This window comes from Cupriavidus sp. GW822-FHT02D05, from assembly GCF_058802485.1.
The window spans coordinates 353,393-368,990 of sequence record NZ_JBXAOE010000002.1; the positions used below are offsets into that span (position 1 = coordinate 353,393).

The 15,598-nt window shown below is 66.4% G+C and carries 15 protein-coding genes; 5 read left to right on the top strand and 10 right to left on the bottom strand.

Features of this window, described 5'->3' with window-relative positions; translation table 11 throughout:
- Positions 1-6: 6 nt before the first annotated feature.
- Positions 7-432, bottom strand: a complete 426-nt coding sequence (locus AC1RQK_RS04050; protein ID WP_492372658.1) for a universal stress protein — start codon at positions 430-432, stop codon at positions 7-9.
- A gap of 306 nt (positions 433-738) precedes the next feature.
- On the opposite strand from AC1RQK_RS04050, the gene mutS reads away from it, so the two are divergent.
- Positions 739-3,453, top strand: coding sequence for a DNA mismatch repair protein MutS (gene mutS, locus AC1RQK_RS04055; protein WP_492807757.1), 2,715 nt, complete (start codon positions 739-741; stop codon positions 3,451-3,453).
- The gene (locus AC1RQK_RS04060; protein WP_492372660.1) at positions 3,450-4,502 is read left to right on the top strand and encodes a hypothetical protein; all 1,053 of its coding nucleotides are present in this window, start codon (positions 3,450-3,452) and stop codon (positions 4,500-4,502) included. The genes mutS and AC1RQK_RS04060 overlap by 4 nt, the downstream gene beginning before the upstream one ends.
- Positions 4,503-4,596: 94 nt before the next feature.
- Here the strand turns inward: AC1RQK_RS04060 and AC1RQK_RS04065 are convergent, their stop codons facing one another.
- Positions 4,597-5,130: an FKBP-type peptidyl-prolyl cis-trans isomerase gene (locus AC1RQK_RS04065; RefSeq protein WP_441633715.1), complete on the bottom strand. Its 534-nt coding sequence runs from the start codon at positions 5,128-5,130 to the stop codon at positions 4,597-4,599.
- Positions 5,131-5,141: 11 nt separating this feature from the next.
- On the opposite strand from AC1RQK_RS04065, the gene AC1RQK_RS04070 reads away from it, so the two are divergent.
- Together AC1RQK_RS04070 and AC1RQK_RS04075 are read left to right on the top strand one after the other, a co-directional pair.
- Positions 5,142-6,350 (top strand): JmjC domain-containing protein, encoded by a 1,209-nt coding sequence (locus AC1RQK_RS04070; RefSeq protein ID WP_492807759.1) that lies wholly within the window; start codon positions 5,142-5,144, stop codon positions 6,348-6,350.
- A 199-nt stretch (positions 6,351-6,549) separates the two neighbouring features.
- Entirely contained in the window at positions 6,550-6,783 is a 234-nt protein-coding gene (locus AC1RQK_RS04075; RefSeq protein ID WP_492372662.1) for a hypothetical protein, read from the top strand.
- A 97-nt stretch (positions 6,784-6,880) separates the two neighbouring features.
- Here the strand turns inward: AC1RQK_RS04075 and AC1RQK_RS04080 are convergent, their stop codons facing one another.
- The 8 genes from AC1RQK_RS04080 to AC1RQK_RS04115 all read right to left on the bottom strand — a co-directional run bounded on the left by AC1RQK_RS04080 (position 6,881) and on the right by AC1RQK_RS04115 (position 14,246).
- Positions 6,881-7,669, bottom strand: a complete 789-nt coding sequence (locus AC1RQK_RS04080; protein WP_492807762.1) for an MBL fold metallo-hydrolase — start codon at positions 7,667-7,669, stop codon at positions 6,881-6,883.
- Positions 7,670-7,748: 79 nt separating this feature from the next.
- The gene (gene bamC, locus AC1RQK_RS04085; protein ID WP_492372664.1) at positions 7,749-8,957 is read right to left on the bottom strand and encodes an NlpB/DapX family lipoprotein; all 1,209 of its coding nucleotides are present in this window, start codon (positions 8,955-8,957) and stop codon (positions 7,749-7,751) included.
- A gap of 45 nt (positions 8,958-9,002) precedes the next feature.
- The gene (gene dapA, locus AC1RQK_RS04090; protein ID WP_492372665.1) at positions 9,003-9,887 is read right to left on the bottom strand and encodes a 4-hydroxy-tetrahydrodipicolinate synthase; all 885 of its coding nucleotides are present in this window, start codon (positions 9,885-9,887) and stop codon (positions 9,003-9,005) included.
- A 150-nt stretch (positions 9,888-10,037) separates the two neighbouring features.
- On the bottom strand, positions 10,038-10,634 hold the full coding sequence (locus AC1RQK_RS04095) for a class I SAM-dependent methyltransferase (protein ID WP_492807764.1): 597 nt from the start codon (positions 10,632-10,634) through the stop codon (positions 10,038-10,040).
- Positions 10,631-11,833, bottom strand: a complete 1,203-nt coding sequence (locus tag AC1RQK_RS04100; RefSeq protein WP_492807766.1) for a tryptophan--tRNA ligase — start codon at positions 11,831-11,833, stop codon at positions 10,631-10,633. Before AC1RQK_RS04100 ends, AC1RQK_RS04095 begins: the two co-directional genes overlap by 4 nt.
- 88 nt (positions 11,834-11,921) lie before the next feature.
- Positions 11,922-12,587, bottom strand: a complete 666-nt coding sequence (locus tag AC1RQK_RS04105; protein WP_492372668.1) for a site-2 protease family protein — start codon at positions 12,585-12,587, stop codon at positions 11,922-11,924.
- Between the two features lie 48 nt (positions 12,588-12,635).
- A complete protein-coding gene (locus AC1RQK_RS04110) occupies positions 12,636-13,259 on the bottom strand; it encodes an L-threonylcarbamoyladenylate synthase (RefSeq protein WP_492372669.1) in 624 nt (207 codons plus the stop codon).
- A 141-nt stretch (positions 13,260-13,400) separates the two neighbouring features.
- Entirely contained in the window at positions 13,401-14,246 is an 846-nt protein-coding gene (locus AC1RQK_RS04115) for a 3',5'-nucleoside bisphosphate phosphatase (RefSeq protein WP_416048095.1), read from the bottom strand.
- 214 nt (positions 14,247-14,460) lie between these two features.
- Between AC1RQK_RS04115 and AC1RQK_RS04120 the strand changes: the two genes are divergently transcribed.
- Entirely contained in the window at positions 14,461-15,573 is a 1,113-nt protein-coding gene (locus AC1RQK_RS04120) for an NAD(P)/FAD-dependent oxidoreductase (RefSeq protein ID WP_492807767.1), read from the top strand.
- Positions 15,574-15,598 lie beyond the last annotated feature (25 nt).

The following is a 15,598-nucleotide window of genomic DNA, read 5'->3' on the forward strand; positions in this document are numbered from 1 at the left end:
CGCGGCCTATTTGACCAGCGTCACTGGCACGCGCGACATGCGTATCAGCTTGTTGGTCAGCCTGCCCGCCAGCAGCGCGCCAACAGCCGTGCGCCCGGCCGTGCCCATCACGATGGCATCGCAGTCGTTCGCCGCTGCGGCCTGCGCGATGGTCTGCGCCACATCGCCCACCTTGATCTGCGCGACATAGCTGGCCCCGGCGTCGTCCAGGATGCTGCGTGCATCGCGCAGCGCAGCCTCGCCGCTGGCCTCCTCCAGCTTGCGCAACGAGTCCAGCGAATGAAAGGCCGAGGCGCGGCCAAATTCCAGCGGCGGCTGGACATTGAGCAGAACCACCTCGGACACACAGCGGTCCCGGAACATGAAGGCGGCATGACGCACCGCATCCAGCGCGTGCACGGAGCCGTTGACGGGTACCAGAACTCTCAGCATGTCGAACCCCTTGCGTTGTCTCGATCCTCGATCGTTTCGCTACCGGCGCGTATCGCGCTGGTCATCTCGATTCCATATAAGTTCGGATCCCGCAAAGATGCTGTAAAGAGACGGATGGCCGCGTATTTTTTTTGTAAACGCCCGGCCGGCTCGGTTCCTGCCACCCTTCCTGCACCCTTCCGCCCTCTTCTCGCCCCCTTCGGGGGCCGGCTCGCAGTAAAATGCGGGTTTTATCCGCGCCAGGCCTCCGGGCCGCCGGAGTACCCGAAAACAGGCGGCTTCGCCAAAGCCGCCCGAGAGGATTGCATGTCCGTAGAACCCCGACAGTCCGCCAAGACCGAGCCCAAGGCCGGCAGCGCGGAAAAGCACACGCCCATGATGGCGCAGTACCTCGGCCTGAAAGCCGACCATCCGGACACCTTGCTGTTCTACCGGATGGGCGACTTCTACGAGCTCTTCCACGACGATGCCGAGAAGGCCTCGCGCCTGCTCGACATCACCCTGACGTCGCGCGGCAGCTCCAACGGCGTGCCGATCCGCATGGCCGGGATCCCCTTCCATTCGGTGGACCAATACCTCGCGCGGCTGGTCAAGCTGGGTGAATCGGTGGCAATCTGCGAGCAGATCGGCGACCCGGCCACCAGCAAGGGGCCGGTGGAACGCAAGGTGGTGCGCATCGTCACGCCGGGCACGCTGACCGACGCGGCACTGCTGCCGGACAAGGTCGATACCTACCTGATGGCGGTGCACCAGCAAACCACGCGCCGCGGCGTGAGCAAGACCGGGCTGGCCTGGCTCAACCTGGCTAGCGGCGAGCTGCGCCTGATGGAGTGCGAGGTGGCGCAGCTCGGCCGCGAACTGGAACGGATCCGCCCGGCGGAGCTGCTGTATGCCGATGGCATCGAGCTGCCTGCGCTGGAGTGCGCGCGCACCCGGCTGCCGGAGTGGCATTTCGACCAGGAAGCCGGCACCCGCCGCCTGCGCGAGCAGCTCGGCGTGGCCAGCCTCGATCCGTTTGGCTGTGCCGGGCTGGGCGCGGCGCTCGGCGCCGCCGGCGCGCTGCTGAACTACGCGGCTTCCACCCAGGGGCAGTCGCTGCGCCATGTGAAGGGCGTGACGGTCGAGCGCGAATCCGAATTCGTTGGGCTGGACACCGCCACGCGGCGCAACCTGGAACTGACCGAGACCCTGCGCGGCGGCGAGTCACCGACGCTGTTCTCGCTGCTGGACACCTGCGCCACCGCCATGGGCAGCCGCCTGTTGCGCCACTGGCTGCACCATCCGCTGCGCGACAGCGCCATCCCGCAGGCGCGCCAGCAGGCCATCGGCGCGCTGATCGGCCAGGGCACCGATGCGCTGCGCGCGGCGCTGCGCCGGCTGTCCGACGTGGAGCGCATTACCGCGCGCCTGGCCCTGATGAATGCGCGCCCGCGCGACCTGTCCTCGCTGCGCGACACGCTGACCGCCCTGCCCGACGTGCAGGCCTGCCTGCGCGCTGACGATGCCGCGCCGTTGCTCAACCAGACGTTGACGGAACTGGCGGTGCCCTGGGAATGCCATGCCCTGCTGGCCAGCGCGGTGGCGCCGGAGCCGGCCACCGTGGTCCGCGATGGCGGCGTGATCGCCCGTGGCTACGATGCCACGCTCGATGAGCTGCGCGATATCTCAGAGAACTGCGGGCAGTTCCTGGTCGACCTGGAAGCCCGCGAGCGCACTCGCACCGGCATCGCCAACCTGCGCGTGGAATACAACCGCGTGCATGGCTTCTACATCGAGGTGACCAACGGCCAGGCCGACAAGGTCCCCGACGACTACCGCCGCCGCCAGACGCTGAAGAACGCCGAGCGCTACATCACGCCCGAGCTCAAGGTCTTCGAGGACAAGGCCCTGTCCGCGCAAGACCGCGCGCTGGTACGCGAGAGGCAGCTGTACGACGCATTGCTCCAGCAATTGCTGCCGCATATCGGCGAGTTGCAGCGGGTGGCCGGCGCGCTGGCCCGCCTGGACGTCCTCGCGGCGCTGGCCGAGCGTGCACAGACGCTGGACTGGACCCAGCCCGAGCGCGTAGCCGAGAACGTGATCGACCTGACCCAGGGCCGCCATCCGGTCGTGGAGGGCCAGCTCGCCGCGGAATCCGTGCCGTTCATCGCCAATGATTGCCAGTTGACCGAAGCGCGCAAGCTGCTGCTGATCACCGGCCCGAACATGGGCGGTAAATCGACCTTCATGCGCCAGACCGCGCTGATCGTGCTGCTGGCTTGCGTGGGCGCCTATGTACCGGCGCGGCGCGCGGTGATCGGCCCGATCGACCGCATCTTCACCCGCATCGGCGCCGCCGACGACCTCGCGGGTGGGCGCTCCACCTTCATGGTGGAAATGACCGAGGCCGCCAGCATCCTGCACAACGCCACGCCTGCCAGCCTGGTGCTGATGGACGAGATCGGCCGCGGCACGTCGACCTTCGACGGCCTCGCGCTGGCGTGGGCGATCGCGCGCCACCTGCTGGCGCATAACCGCAGCCATACACTGTTTGCCACCCATTATTTCGAGTTGACGCAACTGCCGCAGGAGTTCACGCAGGCGGCCAATGTCCACCTGTCCGCGGTCGAGCATGGCGATGGCATCGTCTTCCTGCATGCCGTACAGGATGGGCCTGCCAGCCAGAGTTACGGCCTGCAGGTGGCGCAGCTGGCGGGCGTGCCGCAGCCGGTGATCCGCGCCGCGCGCAAGCACCTGGCCTGGCTGGAGCAACAGTCGGCGGATGCCACGCCCACGCCGCAGCTGGATCTGTTCGCCGCGCCGCCCTCGCCCCCGGACGATGACGACGACTACCTGGAACAAGGCGAAGGCAAAGACGGGACCTTTGGCAATGGCCAGCCGGTCAATGCGATTTCCGTGCAGCAGGCCGCCTTGCTAGACGCGGTGGCCGAGCTCGACCCGGACAGCCTGACGCCGCGCGATGCACTCGACGCGCTCTATCGGCTGCGTGCGCTCGCCAAGGATGCCGTAGCCACCGCATGACGCCAACCGGGATCGTGCGCCAGCGCTGGCTGCTCCTGGCCGGACTGGCCATGCTTGGCGTGTTGCTGGCGCTGCCGGGCCAGGCGGCGAACCGTGCCCGGGCTCCGGCTCCAGCTCCAGCTCCGGCTGCCGAAACGATACGCGTGGCCCTGATCGCCGACCAGCCGCAGTGGCCGGCCGCCGAAGCGGGCACCGCCCGCCTGCTCGATTTCCTGGCCGCGCGCCGGCTGGAGTTTGTCGTCCATCTGGGCGGCATCAAGGGCGATACCGAATCCTGCGGCGACACCCTGCTTTCCGCTCGCCAGCGGTTGCTCGACCAGTCGCCGCTGCCGCTCGTCTACCTGCCTGGCGAAACCGACTGGGCGGAATGCGCTCGCGCCGCCAACGGGCGCTTCGATGCGGTGGAGCGGCTGAACCGCCTGCGCGAGCTGTTCTATCCGGCCGATACCACGCTGGGCCAGCGGGTACTGCCGCTGATGCGGCAGTCCGAACAGGCTACCTTTCGCAGCTATCGGGAAAACGTGCGCTGGCACGCTGGGCGCGTCATGCTGGTGGGGTTGAACCTGCCGGGCGACAACAATCACTATCGCTCGGAAGGCGGGCGCAACGGCGAGTTCGAGGATCGCCGCGAGGCCAACCGCCAATGGCTGGCGCGCGCGTTTTCGCTGGCGCAGCAGCAGAACCTGCCCGGCATCGTGCTGCTCATGCATGCCGACCCACAGTTCGGCAACGGCTGGGAGCAGCGCGGCAAGCCCTCCCTGCTCGATGGCTTCCTGCGCCGGCGCGCGCGCGATGGCTTCCTGGAGTTCAAGCGCCAGTTGCGCGAGCTGGCCGGGCGCTACCGGGGCCAGGTCCTGCTGGTGCATACCGGCCTGGGCGGCTTCGGCATCGATACGCCACTGAAAGATGCCAGCGGCAAGACGCTGCGCAACGTCTCCCGCGTGGTGTTGCCAGGCGGCGCGCCCGGCCAGTACACCGAACTGGTGATCACGCCGGGGTCGCCGTCGCTGTTTGAGGTCACGCTCAAGGATGGCCCCGAGGCGGAATGAATAGCGTCAGCCCAACCCCGCACCACAAAGAAAAAGCCGGCGATGCCGGCTTTATTCGTGGGACCTTCCGCGAGGGCGCGCGCGCGTGGCGCACTCAGTGCAGCGTGCGGCTGCCGTCGCCTTCGTCGTCCTCATCTTCGTCGACGACTTCGATGCCCGAGGCGCCATGCGCGTGGCCGTGCTGCACTTCGTCGCCCGTGGCTTCGCGGACTTCCGCTACCTGCAGCCAGAAACGCAGCGCCATGCCGGCCAGCGGGTGGTTGCCATCCAGCACCACCTTGTCTTCGGCCACGTCGGTCACGGTGTAGATGATCGAGTCTTCGTCGTCGCCGTCTTCGGGCACGCCTTCGAATTGCATGCCGACTTCCAGCGGCTCGGGGAAACGGTCGCGCGGCTCTACCTTGACCATATCGGCGTCGTAATCGCCGAAGGCTTCCTCGGGCTCGAGCTGCAACTGGGTTTCGAAGCCGGCTTCATGGCCTTCCAGCGCTTCCTCGATCTTGGGGAACGTGCCATCATATCCGCCGTGCAAGTAAACCATCGGCTCATCCGACTCCTCGATCAGATTGCCCTGCGCATCCGACAGCTTGTACACCACGGATACCACCGTGTTCTTAGCGATTTTCAATTCTTGACTCCATGAACGATTCCGCATTATACGCGCAGGCCTTGCCCCCCGGCCCCGTCGATCCTGACGCGCCGCTCACCCTCCTGGGTGGCATGACGCCAGCTGCTTTCATGCGCGATATCTGGCACCGCAAACCCCTGCTGATTCGACAAGCCGTACCGGGAATCGTGCCGCCGGTATCGCGCGAGTCGCTTTTCCAACTGGCCGACCGCGACGACGTCGAGTCGCGCCTGGTGTCGCACTTTCGCAACCGCTGGAAGCTCGAACAAGGCCCCTTCGCCGCCGACAACCTGCCCTCCCTGAAAGCCCGTCAATGGTCGCTGCTGGTGCAGGGCGTTAACCTCCACGATAGTGCAGCCGCGGACTTGCTGGGGCAATTCCGTTTCGTCCCGGATGCGCGCCTGGACGACCTGATGGTCAGCTACGCCACCGACGGCGGCGGCGTGGGCCCGCACTTCGATTCCTACGACGTTTTTCTGTTGCAAGTATCGGGCCGGCGCCGCTGGCGCATCTCGTCCCAGACCAAGCTCGACCTGGTCCCGGACCTGCCGCTCAAGATCCTGTCGGACTTCACGGCCGAAGAAGAATGGGTGTTGGAGCCAGGCGACATGCTGTACCTGCCACCTCAGTACGCCCACGACGGCGTGGCCGACGGCGAGTGCATGACGTACTCGATCGGCTTTCGCGCACCGGCCTACCGCGAACTGGCGGGGCACTTCCTGGCCTGGCTGTCGGAAACGGTCGAGGACAACGAGGATTTGAGCGGGCGCTACGCGGATGCCGGCGAGCCGGCAACATCACATCCAGCCCAACTGCCTGCCCAGATGGTGCGGGCGGTGACCGAGAAACTGAGCGCCCTCCGTTGGTCGGGTAGCATGGTTTCGGAGTTTCTGGGCGCGCATCTCTCCGAGCCCAAGCCAAGCGTGGAGTTTGCGGAAATATCCGAAATCACGCTGAAGAAATACAACAAACTCGCCCTGGCTCATGGCGTCGTGCTTGCGCCGGGATCCATCGCGTTGTATGACCGCACGCATTTCTTTATCAATGGCGAAGCTTACGAGCCGCCCTCGGCGCTGGCGCGCTGGCTGCGCCTGCTGGCGGACCGGCGCTGCCTGAGCGCCGTGGAAGTGGCGGCCTGCGCGGACCTGCCGGATCTGATGGAGACTTTCCATCACTGGGCGCTGGAGGGCTGGCTGCAATTCGGACCTGCTTCGCTGTAATAATCCGTAACAACCAAAAACAGGAAAAGACAGCGCTACACAAGCCGGGAAAACGCGGATATAATCACCGGCTGGCTAGTACTGTGTACCACTGCATTTGTCGGCACCCGGGAGAGCCTCTATTTTGCAGTTCAAGAGCGATAATTACCGGTAATTATTCATCGCCTGTTTTTCTGTTATTAAAGTTAAAGGACGAACAATGAAGAAGTCTCTCCTGATCGCATCGCTGCTCGCCGCCGTTGCTCTCGCCGCTTGCGGCAAGAAAGAAGAAGCCGCTGCTCCGGCACCGGAAGCTTCGGCTCCGGCTGCTGCTGCTCCGGCTGAAGCATCGGCTCCGGCTGCTGCTCCCGCTGCTGACGCATCGGCTCCGGCCGCTGCCGCTGACGCTTCGGCACCGGCTGCTGACGCATCGGCTGCTGCTGCTAAGCAGTAATCGGTCTCGACCGATAAAAAAGCCGACCTTCGGGTCGGCTTTTTTACGTCTGTAGCTTTACGTCTGCAGGCTTCGCCGGCGCATTGCCCGCCGCGTCTCAGGCCCTGACCGGCTGCCAGCCCAGTCCTTCGTGCTGGTCCGCCACCAGGATTTCGTCTGACGACACGCCCAGCGCCGTGGCCAGTGCCTGGGTGGCCAGCTCCCGGGTATTGTTCTGTTGGCTCAGGTGCGCGGCCACCACGCGCTGCAGCCCCGCATGCGCCACTCGCTCCAGGATGCCGGCCGCCACTTCATTGGCAAGGTGGCCAAAATCGCCGCCAATGCGCTGCTTCAGCGAATACGGGTAGGCGGAATTGCGCAGCATCTCCCGATCGTGGTTACATTCCAGCACCAGAGCATGCACCCCCGCCAGCCGCGCGGTGACGTAAGGCGTCTCCATGCCTGCATCCGTCAGCACGCCCAGGCGGGCGTCGCCGTCACTGAGCACGAACTGCAACGGCTCACGCGCATCGTGCGGCACGGTGTATGGGAGGATGTGGAGGTTGCCGATCGCCAACGGATGGTCGGCACCACACACGCGCACGTCGGCCTTGTCCGCCCCGCGCATGTGCGAGGTGGCAAGCCAGGTGCCGTGGCTGGTATGTACCGGCAGGTCGTAACGGGAAGCAAAGGCGTAAGCCGAGCCGACATGATCGCCGTGCTCGTGGGTAACCAGCACGGCATCGAGCTGATCCGGCGTGATGCCGAGCCGCTCCAGCCGCCGCGCGGTTTCGCGAATGCCGAAGCCGCAATCGAGCAACACCCTGGTCGTGGTGGTGCCCTCTTGCGACTCGATCAACAGGGAATTGCCCTCGCTGCCGCTACCGAGGAAGGCAAAGCGCATCATGCGCCTGCCTCCCCTGGCAGCCCGGCGAGCCACCTCGCGGCAGGGCGCCGCGGGGTGGTTTGCGTGACCCGCATGCCGGTCAGCGCAGTTGCTCGTCGAGCAGCGAAAGAATGCGTTTGCCGACTTCGGTGCCTTCCGGCTGGCCCGCATCGTTCTGCACCGTCACGGTCGTGCCAGTGCCATCACCCTTCAGTGCCACGCGATACTTCTTCGCCTTCTTGCTGTCCTCGGTGCCGGTCTTGGTGAACAGCTTGGAGAAGAAACCGCGATTGTCCACGGTGTCGCGCGGGTCGACATAGCGCACGTAGTACAGGCCTTGCGCGCGGTCCCGGTCTTCCACCGTGAAATTCACGCGGTCCAGCGCCAGGCCGACCGAGCGCCAGGCGCGGTCGAACGGCTCGGACAACTGCAGTGCCTGGCTGCCATTGACCTGGGTCAGGTTAGCATTGGCGCTAGGCGCTGCACCCTTTGCGGCAGTGGCGCCCGCAGCGGCGGCTGCCGGCGAAGCGGGGTTCTTGGCCATGCGGTCGGCCTGCTCCTTCTGCACGCCCAGGCGCTGCGCGAAGCGCGAAAGGAATTCGGCCTCCAGCTCCGGATCGGAGGGGCGCGGCGTCCAGGTCGTGGTCGACTTGTCGATGCCAGTCAGTTGCTCCTGCGCACCACGGTGGCTGATGAAGACTTCCAGGTTGCCGTTCTGCGAGCGCTCCACGCGCGTGCGGAACTTGTCGCGCTCGGACGTCGAGTACAGCCCGTCGAAGACCTTGCCGATCGTGTTGCGGATGAAATCCTGCGGGATCTTGGCGCGGTTCTCGGCCCAGTCGGTTTCCATGATGCCGGTCTCGGGCGAGTCCTGCACCAGCAGGAAACCGCTCTCCTGCCAGAATTCGCGCATCGACTGCCACAGCTTGTCCGCCGGCATGCCGTTGCTGATCACCAGCCAGCGCTGGTTGCCGTCGCGCTCCATGCGGATGCCTTGCGTGGAGGGCAGCACGTTCTCGGCGCCCACCTGCTGCTGCACGACCTTGTTCGACTGGTTGTAGGTCGACAAGGTGGACGTGCCGTTCTGATCCGGCACGGAGTAGCGGCGGTCGCCTTCGATCTTGGTCAGGTCCGGCGGCACGTCCAGCGTGGAGGTGCGCTTGGCAGCGGACTTGTAGTCGATCTTGTCGGGCGCCATCGCGTCGTTGATGCTGCTGCAACCGGACAACGCGCTTGCCACAAGCACGGGCAAGACCAGGGCGGCACGGCCAACTTGCGTTGCACCGTGGCGGTTAAGCTTGAGTTTCATTGACACGCAATCCTAGTTGAGGGATGACGGCAAAACACAGTGCGATCAGCCGAGCAGGCCGGCCGCCGACAGCGCCTTGCGCACCACATCGTGGTATTCCGGTGACAGCGGAGTAAGCGGGAGGCGGATGCCACCCTGCATTCTGCCCATTTGCTGGAGCGCCCACTTGACGGGAATCGGGTTGGCCTCGACGAACATCGCCTTGTTCAGCGCAACCAGTTCCATATGGATGCGACGCGCGGTAATCGCGTCGCCCTTCAGGGCAGCCACGCACAATTCGTGCATCTTGCGCGGCGCCACGTTGGCCGTGACGGAGATATTGCCATGGCCGCCCAGCAGCATCAGGGCAATCGCCGTGGGATCATCGCCGCTGTAGATGGAGAAGCCCTGCGGCGCATCCTTGATCAGTTGCGCGGCACGGTCGATATTGCCGGTCGCTTCCTTGACGCCGATGATGCCCGGCACCTGCGCCAGGCGCAGGATGGTGTCGTGCTGCATGTCGGCCACGGTACGGCCCGGCACGTTGTACAGCACGACAGGCAGGTCCACCGCTTCCGCGATCGTGCGGAAATGGCGATACATGCCCTCCTGGGTGGGCTTGTTGTAGTAGGGCACCACCTGCAGCGACGCATCGGCGCCGACCTGCTTGGCAAACGCGGTCAGCTCGATCGCTTCCTTGGTCGAGTTGCCGCCGGTGCCGGCGATGATCGGGATGCGCTTGTCGGCCTGCTCCACGGCGACGCGGATCAGCTCGCAATGCTCATCCACGTTCACCGTGGGCGACTCGCCGGTGGTGCCGACGATCACGATGCCATCGGTGCCCTCGGCCACGTGCCAGTCGACCAGGGCGCGCAGCGCGGGGAAATCCAGGCTGCCATCTTCCTGCATCGGCGTCACGATAGCGACGATGCTGCCGTTAATCTGTGTCATAACGTTTGAGAATTCGAGAAACGAATACCGCGATTGTACCGGATACCCAAGGCCTTCCGACCGCACCTTCGACCGGGGAAAACCCAAGGCAGTTCAACGCGTGAAGCCCAGGTCTCGCCGACCGGGCCCGCAAATAACCGGGGCCGCACTTCAGCCCGGCAAAGGATACCGCGGCGGCGCTCCGCCGCCCGTTTTGCCTATATCTTCGCGAATCGCGCAAATACGCTGCACAAAGGCAGCTTTAGGCACTTCCAGCACACCATCTTCGTAGGCAATCACCCGCAAGATGCCGTGCACGGCATCCAGCAACTCGCCCGGCTGCAACAGGAAATCCGGGTTCGAAGGCTTGCCCACGGTCTCGTTGCCAGCCGCGAAGGTTTCGTAAAGAAACACGCCACCCGGCGCCAGCGCAGCGAACAAATGCGCCCAAAGCGGCCTGTGCAGGTAGTTGGTGACCACGATCGCGTCGAAGCCCGGCTCATCCGCCAGCGGCCACGTGCCCTGCTCCAGGTCGGCCGCGCGCGTGGCGACGCCTTCGGGCAAAGCCGCCAGCGCGGCCAATGCCGCCGCATCGCGATCGACGCCCAGCACCGCATGGCCGCGGCGCACGAACCAGGTGGCGTGCCGGCCATTGCCGCAGGCCAGGTCGAGCACGCGGCCGCCCGGGCGCACCAGATGCGCCCAGCGCGCCACCCAGGGTGACGGTGCGCCCAGCGGCGCGTGGGGGATGCCCGCCGCCGTGCTCACCGGTACCCCAGGCCCATGGCGGTGCGCACGTCGCGCATCGTCTCGCGCGCCACCTGACTGGCCCGGTCGCAGCCGTGGTCGACAATGGCGCGCAGCAGCGCCGGATCGTCCATGTATTTTTGCGCCCGCTCCAGCATGGGCTGCTGCTCGCGCAGGATGCCCTCGATCACCGGCTGTTTGCATTCGATGCAGCCGATGCCAGCGCTGCGGCAGCCCTTCTCGACCCACTCGCGGGTGGGCGCGTCCGTATAGACCTGGTGCAGTTGCCACACGGGGCAACGCGCCGGGTCGCCGGCATCGGTGCGGCGCACGCGCGCCGGATCGGTCGGCATGGTACGCACCTTTTTTTCCACCGACGCCTTGTCCTCGCGCATGCGGATGGTGTTGCCATAGGACTTCGACATCTTCTGGCCGTCCAGCCCGGGCATGCGCGATGCCGCGGTCAGCAGCGCCTGCGGCTCGACCAGGATAGTCTTGCGCGAACCGCCCAGGTAGCCCAGCAGCAATTCACGGTCTTCGGCGGCCAGGCTCTGCGACTGCGCCACCAGCGCGCCGCCCTCCTCGAGCGCCTCTGCCTTGCCCTGCTCCTGATAGGCGCGGCGCAGTTCCAGATAAGCCTTGGTGCGCTTGCCGCCCAGCTTTTTGGCGGCCTCCTGCGCCTGCGCCTCGAAGTCCGGCTGGCGCCCGTACAGGTAGTTGAAGCGGCGCGCGATCTCGCGCGTGATCTCCACATGCGGCACCTGGTCCTCGCCCACCGGCACACGGCCAGCGCGGTAGATCAGGATGTCGGCGGCCTGCAGCAGCGGATAGCCGAGAAAGCCGTAGGTGGAGAGATCCTTGTCCTTGAGCTTCTCGATCTGGTCCTTGTAGGTCGGCACCCGCTCCAGCCAGCCCAGCGGCGTGCCCATCGACAGCAGCAGGAACAGCTCGGCATGCTCGGGCACGCGGCTCTGGATGAACAGTGTGGCGCGCTCGGGATCGACGCCGGCGGCGAGCCAGTCGATCAGCATCTCCCAAACGAATTCGCCGATCACCTCCGGCGATTCATAGTGCGTGGTGAGCGCGTGCCAGTCTGCCACGAAGAAGAAACAGGGATATTCGGCCTGGAGCTGGACCCAGTTCTTGAGTACGCCGTGATAGTGGCCCAGGTGCAGCGCGCCGGTAGGCCGCATGCCGGAAAGAACGCGATCGGGAAACATGTCTATCTGTATTTGTGGGAATCGGTGCAGGTACGGGTACGCGTATTCGAGGTCTGCGCCGGCATGGGCGCCGGCGCCGCGGCGCGGCTTACTGCACCAGCGCCAGGATGGGTTGCAGCATCAGCAACACCAGGCTCCTGAGCGCCCCCATCACCGGCTGCATCCACACTTTGGTGATCACGCCAGCCGCCACCAGCGCCAGCACCACGAAGATGCCATAGGGCTCGATGCGCGACACCGCATGCGCGATCCGCTGCGGCAACAACGCGGTCAGGACGCGGCCGCCGTCGAGCGGCGGCACGGGGAACAGGTTGAACGCAGCCATCACCAGGTTGACCAGCACGCCGGCCTGCGCCATCTGGGTGAAGAACGGCTCCTGCACCCTGCCCACCACCAGGCCAACCGCCACCAGCGCCCACAGGAAGGCCTGCAGCACATTGCTGCCCGGGCCCGCCAGCGCCACCCACATGCCATGCCAGCGCGGATTGCGCAGGTGGTCGAAGGCGACCGGCACCGGCTTGGCGTAGCCGAAGACAAACTGCCCGCTGGTCATGAAATAGAGCAGCAGCGGCACCGCGATGGTGCCGATGGGATCGATATGGCGCGCCGGGTTAAGGCTGACGCGGCCCATCGAGTAGGCGGTGTTGTCGCCAAACAGCTTGGCCACGTAGCCGTGCGCGGCTTCATGCAGCGTGATGGCGAACAGGACCGGCAGGGCGTAGACCGCTAGGGTCTGAATCAGAGAAGAATCCATGGGTCACTATTGTACCGGGGCTGCGGCAAAGCGACTGTTCGGTGGCAATCACAGTCCAAAACGCTCGATATCGCCGCGTCCTTGCCGCACCAGCTCGGGCTCGCCGGCGGTCAGGTCGATCACCGTGGTCGGCTGCGCGGGCGCGGCGCCGCCGCAGATCACCAGTTCCAGCAGTTTTTCCAGCCGGGCGCGGATCACCTCCGGCTCGTTGAGCGGGGCTTCGTCGCCCGGCAACTGCAAAGTAGCCGAAATCAGCGGCTCGCCCACTTCGGCCAGCAGCGCCAGCGGAATGGGATGGTCGGGCACCCGCACGCCAATGGTCTTGCGGGCGGGATGCGAAAGCCGGCGCGGCACTTCCTTGGTGGCCTCGAGGATAAAGACGTAGGGCCCGGGCGTGGCGCCCTTGAGCCAGCGGTACTGCCGGTTGTCCACCCGCGCGAAGTTGCCAAGCTCCGACAAATCGCTGCACATCAGGGTCAGATGGTGCTTGTCGTCGATCCCGCGCAAGCGGCGCAGCCGCTCTACCGCGGCCTTGTCGTCGAGCCGGCAGGCCAGCGCATAGCTGGAGTCGGTGGGCAAGGCAATCAGCCCGCCCTGCCCGATGATCTGCGCGGCCTGCTTGATCAGGCGGGATTGCGGGTTGAGCGGATGGATCTCGAAGTATTGGGACATGTGCGGGCCTGGGGCGACCGGCCGCGGGATGGGCGCAAACGCCGCGCGCATTCCAGGCCAGTTCTGCGATGGGGAGAAGCGAAGGGAGCGCATGGCGGGTTCGGGCGGGCTGGGCGCGGGGCGGCCGTTGGCCGGCGCGGCTTACCAGTCATGCCAGACCGGGGTGACCGACGACGGCAGCGGCGGCAGCGAGCCCAGCTCGATCCGTCCCTCGCCCGGCCCGTGGAAGTCCGAGCCGCGCGAGCCCAGCAGGCCATAGTGATGCGCGACATTGGCATATTGGCGGTACTGCTCCGGCGTATGGCTGCCGGTGACCACTTCGACCGCGGCCCCGCCGAGCTGCTTGAACTCGTCGAACAGCGCATCGTGCTGGAGTTGCGTGTAGTTGTAGCGGCCCGGGTGCGCCATCACAGGAATGCCGCCGGCCGCCTGGATCCAGCCCACCGCATCGGCCAGTTTGGCCCAGCGGTGCCCGACATAGCCCGGGCAGCCCTCGCCGAGGTAGTCGTCAAACACTTCGCTGATGGTCTTGCACCGCCCTTCTTCCACCAGCCAGCGCGCGAAATGGGTGCGCGAGATCAGGTCGGGATTACCGACGTGGCGCAGCGCGCCCTCATAGGCGCCCTCGATGCCGATCGCGGCCAGCGCTTCACCGATGTCCTGCGCCCTGGCGGCCCGCCCGGAGCGCGTGGCTGCCAGGCCATTGACCAGCACCTGGCTGCCGGGGTCGATCTGCAAGCCAACGATATGCACGGTCTGCCCGGCCCACGTCACCGAGATCTCCACCCCGGGCACGTAGCGCATGCCAAGCGCCTCGGCCGCGGCCCGCGCCCTGGCCTGGCCCTTGACCTCGTCATGGTCCGTCAGCGCCCAGAACGCCACGCCGCCGGCATGCGCGCGCGCGGCCACGTCCTCGGGGGACAACATGCCGTCGGACACCGTGGAATGGCAATGCAGATCTGCGTTGATTGCGTGTGAATTTTGCATGCGTCTATTCTACTCTCGCGATAATTCCGCGTTAATCCAACTTCAATCCGACTTTAATACCGCGCCAATGCGCGCCGCGTGGGCTGGCCCACACATCCGCGCCGATAGCCCTGCCGCCAACGCTGGCGTAGGCGGCGAGGCCGGCCCCGCGCGGTATAGTTGGGGCCTGACGACCCTCCTGCCGGGCGCCGCCACGCGCGCCGCCCGCCAAGCCATGCCGACCCAAACCCCTGCTTGCGCCACGCCTGATTCCCGCACCCCAACCGTCCCGGCCGACGTGATCCGCACCGATGTGCTGATCGTCGGCGCCGGCCCGGTCGGCCTGTTTGCCGCCTTCCAGGCGGGTGTGCTGGGGCTGAAGTGCGAGCTCATCGACGTGCTGGACCGCGCCGGCGGACAGTGCACCGAGCTCTACCCGGAAAAGCCGATCTACGACATCCCCGCGGTGCCGGGGTGCCTGGCACAGGACCTGGTCGACCGCCTGCTCGAGCAATGCGCGCCGTTCGCTTTTCCCATGCATTTCAACGAGCGCGCCAACGGCCTGGCCGAGGTCCCGCCCGAAGCTCACGGCACGGCCGGCCATGAGCACCCGCACCGCCTGCTGGTCACAACCGACACCGGCAAGCGCTTCGACGTGGCCGCAGTGCTGATCTGCGCCGGCGCTGGCGCTTTCGCCCCGCAACGCGTGGCGCTGCCCGAGGCCGCCGCGCTGGAAGACCTCCACCTGCACTACGCTGTGCGCGACACCGCGCGCTTCGCCGGCAAGCGCGTGGTGGTGGCCGGCGGCGGAGATTCCGCCCTGGACTGGGCGCTGGCGCTGCGCAAGACCGCGGCGCGCGTTACGTTGCTGCACCGCCGGGCAGGCTTTCGCGCGGCCGACGGTACGGTGGCCGAAATGCGCGCGGCCGTGGCCGCCGGCGAGATGGACTTCGTGGTGGGCATGCTGGGCGCGCTCAAAACCGAGGGTGGCTCCCTGGCCGGGGTCGACATTCGTACCCGGGAAGACACGATCAGCCTGCCTGCCGACGAACTCGTCGCGCTGTACGGCCTCGTCTCCGAGCCCGGCCCGATCGCCCACTGGGACCTCGACATGCGCGCCGGGCGCATCATGGTGGATACCACCACCTACGAAACGTCCCGCCGCGGCATTTTCGCCGCGGGCGACATTGCCTTCTACCCCAACAAGCAAAAGCTCATCCTCTCGGGCTTCCACGAGGCAGCCCTGGCCCTGCGGCGCGCCTATCACTATGCCTTCCCGGAAAAGGCACTGGTTCATGTGCACACCAGCAACAACGCCACGCTCAAGGAAAAGCTGACGCACGCCTGAGCGCGACAGCCTGCACGGCCCACAG